At 50.4% G+C, this 13052-nt stretch carries 5 protein-coding genes, 3 tRNA genes and 3 rRNA genes; 7 read left to right on the forward strand and 4 right to left on the reverse strand.

The window, feature by feature from the left end:
- Window positions 1-154: 154 nt before the first annotated feature.
- From BUQ98_RS11300 to BUQ98_RS11325, 6 genes are all read left to right on the forward strand, one after another.
- Window positions 155-1709 (forward strand): 16S ribosomal RNA (locus BUQ98_RS11300).
- A gap of 74 nt (window positions 1710-1783) precedes the next feature.
- Window positions 1784-1860: transfer RNA gene (locus tag BUQ98_RS11305), tRNA-Ile, on the forward strand.
- A 40-nt stretch (window positions 1861-1900) separates the two neighbouring features.
- A tRNA-Ala gene (locus BUQ98_RS11310) sits at window positions 1901-1976 on the forward strand.
- Between the two features lie 263 nt (window positions 1977-2239).
- Window positions 2240-5129: ribosomal RNA gene (locus tag BUQ98_RS11315) — 23S ribosomal RNA — on the forward strand.
- Window positions 5130-5215: 86 nt separating this feature from the next.
- Window positions 5216-5331 (forward strand): 5S ribosomal RNA (rrf, locus tag BUQ98_RS11320).
- The 16S, 23S and 5S rRNA genes sit together here with 3 tRNA genes alongside, the layout of an rRNA operon.
- A gap of 101 nt (window positions 5332-5432) precedes the next feature.
- Window positions 5433-5509, forward strand: a tRNA-Asp gene (locus BUQ98_RS11325).
- 230 nt (window positions 5510-5739) lie between these two features.
- On the opposite strand, the gene ilvY is transcribed toward BUQ98_RS11325, so the two are convergent.
- A complete protein-coding gene (gene ilvY, locus BUQ98_RS11330; RefSeq protein WP_074213925.1) occupies window positions 5740-6603 on the reverse strand; it encodes an HTH-type transcriptional activator IlvY in 864 nt (287 codons plus the stop codon).
- Between the two features lie 130 nt (window positions 6604-6733).
- Here ilvY and ilvC point away from each other — a divergent pair, with 130 nt between their 5' ends.
- Window positions 6734-8218 carry a ketol-acid reductoisomerase gene (gene ilvC, locus BUQ98_RS11335; RefSeq protein WP_074213926.1) on the forward strand — a complete coding sequence of 495 codons (1485 nt, stop codon included), beginning with the start codon at window positions 6734-6736 and terminating at the stop codon, window positions 8216-8218.
- A 60-nt stretch (window positions 8219-8278) separates the two neighbouring features.
- On the opposite strand, the gene BUQ98_RS16820 is transcribed toward ilvC, so the two are convergent.
- The 3 genes from BUQ98_RS16820 to BUQ98_RS11355 all read right to left on the reverse strand — a co-directional run bounded on the left by BUQ98_RS16820 (window position 8279) and on the right by BUQ98_RS11355 (window position 13051).
- Window positions 8279-9507 (reverse strand): IS3 family transposase gene (locus BUQ98_RS16820; protein WP_139294628.1). Its coding sequence is split into 2 segments (ribosomal slippage): window positions 8279-9156 and window positions 9156-9507, totalling 1230 coding nucleotides; the frame shifts between segments, so codons are not numbered across the junction.
- A gap of 94 nt (window positions 9508-9601) precedes the next feature.
- A complete protein-coding gene (locus tag BUQ98_RS11350) occupies window positions 9602-9865 on the reverse strand; it encodes a ubiquinone biosynthesis accessory factor UbiK (protein ID WP_074213927.1) in 264 nt (87 codons plus the stop codon).
- A gap of 93 nt (window positions 9866-9958) precedes the next feature.
- Window positions 9959-13051 carry a multidrug efflux RND transporter permease subunit gene (locus BUQ98_RS11355; protein WP_074213928.1) on the reverse strand — a complete coding sequence of 1031 codons (3093 nt, stop codon included), beginning with the start codon at window positions 13049-13051 and terminating at the stop codon, window positions 9959-9961.
- Window position 13052 lies beyond the last annotated feature (1 nt).

The following is a 13052-nucleotide window of genomic DNA, read 5'->3' on the forward strand; positions in this document are numbered from 1 at the left end:
GAATAGACAAAAAGATTTATTCGATGAACTGAGTGACCAAACGATAACTTTTAGTTATTCGGCACAGTCAATTCGTTTGTCTCTTAGGAGACGAACAAAACAGTATTTATCGAGCCGTTTGTCTTTCCTTTTAGGAAAGCGAACAAAAGAACTTTAATTGAAGAGTTTGATCATGGCTCAGATTGAACGCTGGCGGCAGGCCTAACACATGCAAGTCGAGCGGAAACGGCAGTATTGAAGCTTCGGTGGATTTACTGGACGTCGAGCGGCGGACGGGTGAGTAACGGCTGGGAACCTGCCCTGACGAGGGGGATAACCGTTGGAAACGACGGCTAATACCGCATAATGTCTACGGACCAAAGGTGGCCACTACATGTAAGCTATCGCGTTGGGATGGGCCCAGTTAGGATTAGCTAGTTGGTAAGGTAAAGGCTTACCAAGGCGACGATCCTTAGCTGGTTTGAGAGGATGATCAGCCACACTGGGACTGAGACACGGCCCAGACTCCTACGGGAGGCAGCAGTGGGGAATATTGCACAATGGGGGAGACCCTGATGCAGCCATGCCGCGTGTGTGAAGAAGGCCTTCGGGTTGTAAAGCACTTTCAGCAGTGAGGAAGGTAATGTACTTAATACGTGCATTGCTTGACGTTAGCTGCAGAAGAAGCACCGGCTAACTCCGTGCCAGCAGCCGCGGTAATACGGAGGGTGCAAGCGTTAATCGGAATTACTGGGCGTAAAGCGCATGCAGGCGGTTTGTTAAGTCAGATGTGAAAGCCCGGGGCTCAACCTCGGAACCGCATTTGAAACTGGCAGGCTAGAGTCTTGTAGAGGGGGGTAGAATTTCAGGTGTAGCGGTGAAATGCGTAGAGATCTGAAGGAATACCAGTGGCGAAGGCGGCCCCCTGGACAAAGACTGACGCTCAGATGCGAAAGCGTGGGTAGCAAACAGGATTAGATACCCTGGTAGTCCACGCTGTAAACGATGTCTACTTGGAGGTTGAGGTTTTAGACTTTGGCTTTCGGCGCTAACGCATTAAGTAGACCGCCTGGGGAGTACGGCCGCAAGGTTAAAACTCAAATGAATTGACGGGGGCCCGCACAAGCGGTGGAGCATGTGGTTTAATTCGATGCAACGCGAAGAACCTTACCTACTCTTGACATCCAGTGAACTTTCCAGAGATGGATTGGTGCCTTCGGGAACACTGAGACAGGTGCTGCATGGCTGTCGTCAGCTCGTGTTGTGAAATGTTGGGTTAAGTCCCGCAACGAGCGCAACCCTTATCCTTGTTTGCCAGCACGTAATGGTGGGAACTCCAGGGAGACTGCCGGTGATAAACCGGAGGAAGGTGGGGACGACGTCAAGTCATCATGGCCCTTACGAGTAGGGCTACACACGTGCTACAATGGCAGATACAGAGGGCAGCGAGACAGCGATGTTAAGCGAATCCCTTAAAGTTTGTCGTAGTCCGGATTGGAGTCTGCAACTCGACTCCATGAAGTCGGAATCGCTAGTAATCGTGGATCAGAATGCCACGGTGAATACGTTCCCGGGCCTTGTACACACCGCCCGTCACACCATGGGAGTGGGCTGCACCAGAAGTAGATAGCTTAACCTTCGGGAGGGCGTTTACCACGGTGTGGTTCATGACTGGGGTGAAGTCGTAACAAGGTAGCCCTAGGGGAACCTGGGGCTGGATCACCTCCTTACTGACGCTATTCTTGCGAGTGTTCACACAGATTGTATAGGTTGAAGTTGAAAGAGAGCACATCATTGCTTTGATGGGTCTGTAGCTCAGCTGGTTAGAGCGCACCCCTGATAAGGGTGAGGTCGGTGGTTCAAGTCCACTCAGACCCACCAACACATCCCCAAATGTGTTGGTTAACAAAGTAATCAATGTGGGGCTATAGCTCAGCTGGGAGAGCGCCTGCCTTGCACGCAGGAGGTCAGCAGTTCGATCCTGCTTAGCTCCACCACTTTTTAAGTGCATTTATGATGATAAGTGTCTTTAAAAAGTGGTTTGTCGTATTGATAGAATCACATGCTCTTTAACAATCTGGAAAGCTGACAAAGTCATTCTTTAATGAATGACAGTAAAGTTCTCAATCAGTGACATGTAATGTCACTCACACAATCAAGTGTGCTTGGGCTTTGTCTTAGTGATAAGCAAAGTCTCTATTTTGAGTCCGGCAAAAACAAAACCTTAGTTGTTTTCATACAAGACCTTTTGGGGTTGTATGGTTAAGTGACTAAGCGTAGACGGTGGATGCCTTGGCAGTCAGAGGCGATGAAGGACGTATTAACTTGCGAAAAGCCCAGATAAGGCAGTAAAAGCCATTTGAATCTGGGATGTCCGAATGGGGAAACCCACCTGCATAAGCAGGTATCTTAGCGTGAATACATAGCGCTAAGAGGCGAACTCGGGGAACTGAAACATCTAAGTACCCGAAGGAAAAGAAATCAATTGAGATTCCGGCAGTAGCGGCGAGCGACCCCGGAGCAGCCCTTAAGCAGACTTGGCGTTAGGTGAACAGGTTGGAAAACCTGGCAACAAAGGGTGATAGCCCCGTAACCGACGGCGCCATATCTGTGAAAACGAGTAGGACGGGACACGTGATATCTTGTCTGAACATGGGGGGACCATCCTCCAAGGCTAAATACTCCTGACTGACCGATAGTGAACCAGTACCGTGAGGGAAAGGCGAAAAGAACCCCTGTGAGGGGAGTGAAATAGAACCTGAAACCGTCTACGTACAAGCAGTGGGAGCCTCCTTCGTGGGGTGACCGCGTACCTTTTGTATAATGGGTCAGCGACTTAATGTAAGTAGCAAGGTTAACCGCATAGGGGAGCCGTAGGGAAACCGAGTCTTAACTGGGCGCACAGTTGCTTGCATTAGACCCGAAACCGAGTGATCTAGCCATGGGCAGGTTGAAGGTTGAGTAACATCAACTGGAGGACCGAACTCACTAACGTTGAAAAGTTAGGAGATGACCTGTGGCTAGGGGTGAAAGGCCAATCAAACTCGGAGATAGCTGGTTCTCCCCGAAAGCTATTTAGGTAGCGCCTCGGACGAACACTACTGGGGGTAGAGCACTGTTAAGGCTAGGGGGTCATCCCGACTTACCAACCCTTTGCAAACTCCGAATACCAGTAAGTGCTATCCGGGAGACACACGGCGGGTGCTAACGTCCGTCGTGGAGAGGGAAACAACCCAGACCGCCAGCTAAGGTCCCAAAGTTATCGCTAAGTGGGAAACGATGTGGGAAGGCTCAGACAGCCAGGATGTTGGCTTAGAAGCAGCCATCATTTAAAGAAAGCGTAATAGCTCACTGGTCGAGTCGGCCTGCGCGGAAGATGTAACGGGGCTAAGCGATACACCGAAGCTGCGGCAATGCGATTTATCGTATTGGGTAGGGGAGCGTTGTGTAAGCCGTTGAAGGTGTGCTGAGAGGCATGCTGGAGGTATCACAAGTGCGAATGCTGACATGAGTAACGATAATGGGGGTGAAAAACCTCCACGCCGGAAGACCAAGGGTTCCTGTCCAACGTTAATCGGGGCAGGGTAAGTCGGCCCCTAAGGCGAGGCCGAAAGGCGTAGTCGATGGGAAACGGGTTAATATTCCCGTACTGCTGCTTACTGCGATGGGGGGACGGAGAAGGCTAGGTGGGCCTGGCGATGGTAGTCCAGGTTCAAGGGTGTAGGCTGTAATCTTAGGCAAATCCGGGATTACACACGGTCGAGACCCGATGTCGAGCCACCAAGGTGGTGAAGTCATTGATGCCATGCTTCCGGGAAAAGCCTCTAAGCTTCAGGTAAGTAGGAACCGTACTCCAAACCGACACAGGTGGTCGGGTAGAGAATACCAAGGCGCTTGAGAGAACTCGGGTGAAGGAACTAGGCAAAATGGTACCGTAACTTCGGGAGAAGGTACGCTGCCCACGGTGAAGTCCCTTGCGGATGGAGCTATGGGCAGTCGCAGATACCAGGTGGCTGCAACTGTTTATTAAAAACACAGCACTGTGCAAAATCGAAAGATGACGTATACGGTGTGACGCCTGCCCGGTGCCGGAAGGTTAATTGATGTGGTTATCGCAAGAGAAGCCATTGATCGAAGCCCCGGTAAACGGCGGCCGTAACTATAACGGTCCTAAGGTAGCGAAATTCCTTGTCGGGTAAGTTCCGACCTGCACGAATGGCGTAATGATGGCCACGCTGTCTCCACCCGAGACTCAGTGAAATTGAAATCGCAGTGAAGATGCTGTGTACCCGCGGCTAGACGGAAAGACCCCGTGAACCTTTACTACAGCTTGGCACTGAACATTGAGCCTACATGTGTAGGATAGGTGGGAGGCTTTGAAACGGCGACGCCAGTTGTCGCGGAGCCAACCTTGAAATACCACCCTTGTATGTTTGATGTTCTAACTTAGCCCCCTTATCGGGGGTGAGGACAGTGCCTGGTGGGTAGTTTGACTGGGGCGGTCTCCTCCCAAAGAGTAACGGAGGAGCACGAAGGTGGGCTAATCACGGTCGGACATCGTGAGGTTAGTGCAATGGCATAAGCCCGCTTAACTGCGAGAGTGACGGCTCGAGCAGGTACGAAAGTAGGTCATAGTGATCCGGTGGTTCTGAATGGAAGGGCCATCGCTCAACGGATAAAAGGTACTCCGGGGATAACAGGCTGATACCGCCCAAGAGTTCATATCGACGGCGGTGTTTGGCACCTCGATGTCGGCTCATCACATCCTGGGGCTGAAGTCGGTCCCAAGGGTATGGCTGTTCGCCATTTAAAGTGGTACGCGAGCTGGGTTTAGAACGTCGTGAGACAGTTCGGTCCCTATCTGCCGTGGGCGTTGGATGATTGAGGGGAGCTGCTCCTAGTACGAGAGGACCGGAGTGGACGAACCGCTGGTGTTCGGGTTGTGTCGCCAGACGCATTGCCCGGTAGCTAAGTTCGGCACAGATAAGCGCTGAAAGCATCTAAGCGCGAAGCTGGCCCCGAGATGAGTCATCCCTAGAGCTTCGAGCTCTCTAAAGGGTTGTCGTAGACTACGACGTTGATAGGCAGGGTGTGTAAGCGCTGTGAGGCGTTGAGCTAACCTGTACTAATTGCCCGTGCGGCTTAACCATACAACACCCAAGAGGTTTTGGGTTGGACTCGAAATAAGCCAGTTGATTGTGGCGAGAACGAACAGCTTTCTAGATTACCGAATTTGCTTGGCGACCATAGCGCTTTGGACCCACCTGACTCCATGCCGAACTCAGTAGTGAAACGAAGCAGCGCCGATGGTAGTGTGGGGTCTCCCCATGTGAGAGTAGGACATCGCCAGGCTTGCTTTCTTGTTTTCAGATTTTTGGAAAAATCTGAAGGCAAAAACGGATTTAAGCATCAAAGCAGATATGCGTAAGACTTTGATGAGACAGAATTGGTGCGGAGTGGTAGTTCAGTTGGTTAGAATACCGGCCTGTCACGCCGGGGGTCGCGGGTTCGAGTCCCGTCCACTCCGCCACTACTTAGAAACCCTAGCTGAAAAGCTGGGGTTTTTTGTTATTGGCCAGGTTCGCCCTGCGGGCGAATGAGTCCCGCAGGATGGCCTGCCCGTTGTCCGCAACCCCGGCCCTCCGCCACTACTTAGAAACCCTAGCTGAAAAGCTGGGTTTTTTTGCGTTTAGTCATAACTGTTCATCTAGTTTTGAATACTTAAAGCCCCAGCATAGATATGCTGGGGCTTTTCTGTTGTTATCGCATCACATCGAGTAGGGCGTTGAGCAAGGGCTCTTTGGCGCGGGATACTTTGCAACAAAGGCCCAGTTCGAGAGGTTGAACGATTTCTTGACGCAAGCGCTCAACCTTGTCTTTTACTGGGCTGTTATCAATCACCACATCGGGTGCCACGCCAATACCACAGCCCAATGCCACCATACTGACAATCGCCTCGTGCCCTGCAATTTGTGCGTAGACGTTTGGCTCTATGCCTTTGCTGGCCAACCATTGGTCAGCGAGTTCGCGTGCTGTTCCTGCTTCAGGCAAGATTAAAGGCGTCTGTTGCCAGTCAATAGCTTGCAGATCAATGCCGCTACTGGCCATTGCTGGCGCGATAACCGACAAACTCACTGTATCTATCGGTTGAAACACCAAGCTGGATGACAAGCGCTTGGGTTTAGCGGCAATAGCAATGTCGGCGCTGTTATCTTGCACCTTCTCTTCAGCTTGAGCAGGATCGCCGGTAAGGAGTTGTAATTCAATATTAGGATATTGCTGACGAAACCGCGCGAGTAGCTCTGGTAAATGGCTATAGCTTGCAGTGACTGAACAAAAGAGCGTGAGCTTACCGCCTAGCAAAGAGGCATGCTCATTGATGCTGGCTTTGGTGGTGTGCCAAAGCTGCAGAATATCGCGTGCGACGGGAAGAAGTGTTTTACCTGCCGGAGTGAGATCGACCGCTTTATTGGTACGAATAAACAGTGGCTGACCGATATCGTCTTCAAGACGTTGGATGATTCGGCTCAACGCAGATGGGCTGACGTGCATCGCCTGGGCCGCTCGGGTATAGTTTTTGGTGTCACAGAGGTGAAGAAAGCCCGTGAGTTGCTTTGCATTCATGATTTATTGTTGCTGTAATTGCAATGTCATGTTGTGAATATATCACTTTAGGCAATATAGTGGTTAGGGTAGTATCAAAATACGCGGTGAAAATACACCCAATCACGGATTTGAATCAATGGAGCACCCCATGGCGAACTACTTTAATACCCTGAATTTGCGTCAACAATTGGAACAATTAGGCGTATGCCGATTTATGGATCGTGACGAATTTGCCACCGAGGCCGAATTTCTCAAAGGTAAAAAAGTGGTGATTGTGGGCTGTGGTGCGCAAGGGCTCAACCAAGGCTTAAACATGCGCGACTCGGGTCTTGATGTGGCTTATGCACTACGTCAGGCTGCCATTGATGAAAAGCGCCCTTCTTATCAGAACGCGGTTGAGAATGGATTTGAAGTGGGTAGCTACCAAGATTTGATCCCACAGGCAGACTTGGTGATTAACCTCACGCCAGATAAACAGCACTCTAACGTCGTCGAAACCGTGATGCCGCTGATGAAAGAGGGTGCCGCACTCGGTTACTCACATGGCTTTAATATCGTCGAAGTCGGTCAGCGTATCCGTGAAGATATTACTGTGGTTATGGTGGCGCCTAAGTGTCCGGGTACCGAGGTGCGTGAAGAATATAAACGCGGCTTTGGTGTGCCGACGCTGATCGCTGTCCATCCAGAAAATGATCCTAAAGGTGACGGCTTTGAGGTTGCGAAAGCGTGGGCAGCTGCAACCGGTGGCCACCGTGCTGGCGTACTTGCCTCTTCATTCGTGGCAGAAGTGAAATCCGATCTGATGGGCGAACAAACCATCCTGTGTGGGATGCTGCAGGCAGGCTCGGTCGTTTGCTATGAGAAAATGATCGCAGAAGGTGTTGATCCAGGTTATGCGGGTAAACTGATTCAGTATGGTTGGGAAACCATTACTGAAGCGCTAAAGTTCGGTGGCATCACTCATATGATGGATCGCTTATCCAACCCAGCGAAAATCAAAGCCTTTGAGTTGTCGGAGTCGCTTAAAGAACTGATGCGCCCCCTATATAACAAACACATGGATGACATCATCGCTGGCCATTTCTCCGCGACCATGATGGCCGATTGGGAAAACGGTGATAAAGACTTGTTCACATGGCGTGAAGAAACCGCACAGACCGCGTTTGAAAACTATCCCGAGTCGGATGTAAGCATCAGTGAGCAAGCGTTCTTTGATAACGGCATTTTGATGGTTGCCATGGTGCGTGCAGGGGTCGAGCTTGCTTTTGAAGTGATGGTGTCATCCGGCATTATCGAAGAGTCAGCGTATTACGAGTCATTGCATGAATTGCCATTGATTGCCAATACCATTGCACGTAAGCGCTTGTACGAAATGAACGTGGTCATTTCGGATACGGCTGAGTACGGCAACTACTTGTTCGCAAACGTGGCGACACCGCTGCTGCGCGAACACTTTATGCCAACAGTGAGCGCAGATGTGATTGGTAAAGGGCTCGGAGAAACCTCTAATCAGGTAGACAACGGCACCTTAATCGAGGTCAATGACCGTATCCGTAACCACCCGATTGAGTATATCGGTGAGGAATTGCGCGGCTATATGACAGACATGAAGCAAATCGCGCTCGATAACTAATAGCGCGGCGCGCGTTTAAGATAAAGCGACATGTCCCGTCCTAATATAGGTTGACAGTTTTTAGGCCAGCTCCAGTAGCTGGCCTTTTTTATTATGCACCTGATTGGGGGTTGCCATACTTAAACTTAGGTGCGGTCTCATTTCGTTGTATATCGCTATCGATTCTTTTACCAATATTTTAAGCTCTGTCAGTGTCTTACACCGGTACAGTAAAAACTCATGCTTCAGTATGCCATTGACTCTTTCCGCTAACGCGTTTTGGTAGCAATCATAACCATCCGTCATCGACGGCTGGATTTGACTCTCCTGTAGCGCACTCTGATAAACGGCTGAGCAGTATTGCGAACCTCGGTCTGAGTGATGTACCGCATTGCCGATATAGCGCTTATCTTTGACGGCCATTTTCAGCGCTTTCACTACATTGTCGACTTTCATATCTTCGCTAACGTGATGACCCACTATCTTGCGTGAGTTGGCATCGGTCACCAGTGACAGATAGTGCACACCTTGGTCTGATTCAACATAAGTGATGTCGCTGACCAGTATATGCGCAGCATCATGCAGTCCGTCTTCTTTTAGCAGGTTAGGATGCTTCTTCATCCAGTGCTTACTACACGTAGTTTTTGTGTAGCTTTTCTTGGGTTTAACCAGTAAGCCTTCGCTTCTCAGATAGCTAAAAAACCCGTCTCGCCCTAGCTTAATTTCGTGTTCAACTAGCTTGGGCTTTACCAACGCGTAGAGCTTACGCGCCCCTAACCTCGGCATATACTTACGCCAGTATTGGACCCAGTCTCTGATGATTGATAGTTCAGCTCTTCGGCTTTCCATTCGAGCAACGGCTTGATAGACACCTTGCCGAGAAATGCCTGTGGCACGACATGCCGCCGCTAACTTTATTTTACTTTTGGCTTTGGCTTGCCAGATGTACCGGATAAGTACTTTTTTCTGAGGCCGGCTCCGTACTCATTGTCCATGATATCGACCATACCATTGAGGATTTGGTTACGCAGTTTCTCTTCGGCTAACTCACGCTCAAGGCGCTTGATAGTTTCGGATGGGGTTTCTTTTGAATGTGGCATAAGGGGATGCTGAAATGGCTTCGACCAATCGAGTCTACCATGTTTTCTGAGCCAGACGAGTACCGTTGAGCGGCCCTGAATGCCAAAACGGGCTTGAGCTTGTTTGTACGTCATTTCGCCTTTTTCAACACGCTCTACAACGCCTAATTTAAAGGCTAAGGTGTAATCACGTTGCGTGCGCTTACGGCTTGAATTACTTGATGTTGTCATAAAGAAGTCCTCTTTATGTCAACGTATTTCAGGACGGGACAACAAGACAAGATAAGCCTGGCCTGAGGGTCAGGCTTTTATATGTCTGCGAGGGTTACTCTTGGCTGCCTGTTGACTGAACTTTAGCTTCCACTTCTTCAAGTTTCGCCTCGAGCTCAGTGAGCTTTTGACGAGTGCGTAAAAGTACCTGAGTTTGCACATCGAATTCTTCACGGCTAACCACGTCTAGCTTGGTGAGCTGCCCTTGGATGGCTTGGCGCACACGGCTTTCCATATCCGTGCCTAACTCTTTAACAGGCTGAGGCATAGCGTCGTGAATTTGCTTGGCCATTTGCTCAAGTTTTTTGGGGTCAAACATGGAATACTCCTTTATTAACTGTCTTTATTCTATGTAAATACGCACAGCTTGTCGAAAGGATGATAAAAGAAAAGGGCCCGAAGGCCCTTTGGGTTAGTGTGATGCGCGATAGTCTTCATCGAGCTTATCAAGTTCATCGTCCTCAACAAACACCGGCAGTGGTTGGTGCTTGCTGGCCAGATAGGTATAAATCACTGGCAGAACGAATAGCGTGAATAGTGTGCCGATGGCGAGACCCGCCACGATCACAATCCCGATGCTAAAGCGTTGCTCGGCACCGGCGCCGGTGGCAAACATTAGCGGGATCAGGCCAGCAATCATCGCCGCTGTTGTCATCAAGATCGGACGCAAACGAATTTTGGCCGCTTCTTTCACCGCATCCATTCGACTGGCTTGATGGTGAAGCTGCTGCTCCTTGGCTACCTCACAGATCAGAATACCGTGTTTAGTAATCAGACCTATCAAGGTTATCAGCCCGACTTGTGAGTAGATGTTCATCGATGACAGCCCCCACGCGAGTGAAATCAAGGCACCCGAAATAGCCAGCGGTACAGAGACCAGGATCACGAGTGGATCGAGTAGGGATTCGAATTGAATCGCCAGCACGAGGTAAATGATCGCCAATGCAAAGAGGAAGGTGGCATATAATGCGCTCCCCTCTGTGACATACTGACGTGATTCACCTAAGTAATCATGCTGGTACCCTTTAGGGAGATCAGCCGCTTTGCTCTCAAACCAATCGACAGCCGTTCCCATGGTGACACCGGGCGCGGAAACCGCACTAATGGTGGCCGCGTTCAGCTGGTTAAAGTGCGGCAATGAGCGAGGCTCAGCCGTGACCTCAATGTCGATCAAGGAGCCCAGCGGAATGGAGTCACCATTGGCGGCTCGGACGTAATAGCTTTCGATTGATTCTGGATTGAGGCGATACTTTCGCTCAACTTGCGGGATCACCTCATAGGAGCGGCCGTCAAAATCGATACGATTAACATACCCATCCGACATCATGGTGCCGATGGTGGCACCTATATCACGCATGGTTACACCATATGACCCCGCTTTGTCCTTATCAATGTTGATATTCATAGTGGCAGAGTCGAAGTTGAGGTTCAGTTCCGAATAGACAAAGTTCGGGCTGGATTGCACTTCGGCCATGATTTCAGCTGTTACTTGATACAAACTTTCGAAGTTGTTAGGGGTGGTGACCACGAACTGGATTGGCAAGCCTGACGATGCCCCTGGGAGCTCAGGCATTTCAAAAGTGGTCACCTTCATGCCTGGGATATCTTTCACTTCATTAGCCATGCGTTTGACGACGTCAGACTGACTGGCTTCCCGCTCACTCCAGGGTACTAATGACGCGATACCAAAGGCTTGGTTCGATTTAGGCACCCCAGAGAAGACCTGTGAGAAGGCGACTTCGGGCTGATCGTCCAGTTTTTGGTTCACTTCCGCCATGCTATTTTGGATGTAATCCAAGTTGGCAGTGGAGGGAGCCGTCCCCATCATCACCACCACGCCTTTATCTTCTGATGGCGCAAGCTCACTGGGAATAATGTTAAACAGCACTGGCAGTGAAGCGAACACAATCACCGCAAAGGTCACGATCACCGGACGACGATCCATCACTTTGCTGAGCAGATGCGCATACTTATCCGTCATCCCATCGAGGAAGCGGTGCACCGCCAACTCAAAGCGACTCGGTTTAGCGTTCGCTTTCAGCATCGTAGAGCACATCACCGGTGACAGCGTCAGTGCAACAATCCCGGAGACAAAGACTGCCCCTGCAAGGGTGAGCGCAAATTCCTTAAACAGCGACCCGGTTATCCCGCCCATCATGGCAATTGGGGCATACACCGCTGCTAGCGTAAGCGTCATGGAAATGACGGGAACGGCAATCTCGCGGGTACCAATGATCGCTGCACGGAAGGGGGACTCCCCAAGCTTAATATGTCGGTCAATGTTTTCTAGCACCACAATGGCGTCATCGACCACCAAGCCGATAGCCAACACCATCGCCAACAGGGTCATTAAGTTGAGTGAGAAACCAATCATCTCCATCACCAGCGCCACACCAATCAGCGACAGTGGGATGGTAATGATGGGGATAATCACCGCGCGGAACGAGCCCAAGAACAGGGTGATGACCACCAAAACGATCAGCGCGGCTTCGATGATGGTTTTTATTACCTCATTGATCGACTCATTGATCGCATTCGACGAATCATAAAGCACATTCATCTCGATATTGCTTGGCATGTTGCGCTCTACTTCGGGCAACATATCCATGACGTCGGCAGCAATATTGATGGGGTTAGCCGATGGTGTCGCATTGATGGCTGCGACAACTGCTTCTGAGCCATTGGCAAGCGCACGGACTCGGTCGTGACTTTTCTCCAGCGAGACCTTCGCGATATCGCCTAAGCGCACCACACGACCATCTTGCGTCTCAACCACTAGGTTGCTTAACTCTTCCGGCGTGGATACCTGCGTATCGGCACTGCCGTTATAGACCATGAAGGTACCGATCGCTTGACCAGTGGCCGACTGAAAGTTATTGGCATCGAGCACTGACATGACATCGGTGGCGCTTAACTTAAAGGCTGCCATTTTTTCAGGGTCGAGCCACACGCGTAAGCCGTATTTTACCCCGCCATATAAGTCGATTTTTGACACGCCATCAACGGTAAACAGTTGAGGTTTTACCACGCGTTCGAGGTAATCAGTCATCTGGCTAGAGTCGAGCTCTGGCGAGGTAAAACCGATATACATGACCGCAGTAGTTGAGCCGGTCGACATCGAAACCGAGGGATCTTCCGATTCAGCGGGAAGCTGAGATCGCACCGAGTTTACTTTGGCCAATATATCGGCCAAGGCGGCGTTCGGATCGGTATTGAGTTTCATATTGACGGTGATCGTCGAGGAACCAAGCACCGACTCAGACGTCATAAAATCAATATTATCAGCTTGGGCCACGGCTTGTTCGAGCGGCGTCGTAATGAAGCCCTGAATCAAGTCGGCACTGGCACCATAATAGCTGGTTGTGATGGAGACCACGGTATTGGTCATTTCTGGGTATTCCCTGACCTGCATCTTAAATAAAGACTGCAAGCCCAGCAGTGCAATCAGAATACTGATTGAAACCGCCAGTACAGGGCGCCGGATAAAAATATCAGTAAAGCGCATC

This window comes from Salinivibrio sp. ES.052 (assembly GCF_900141775.1).
GTDB lineage: Bacteria > Pseudomonadota > Gammaproteobacteria > Enterobacterales > Vibrionaceae > Salinivibrio.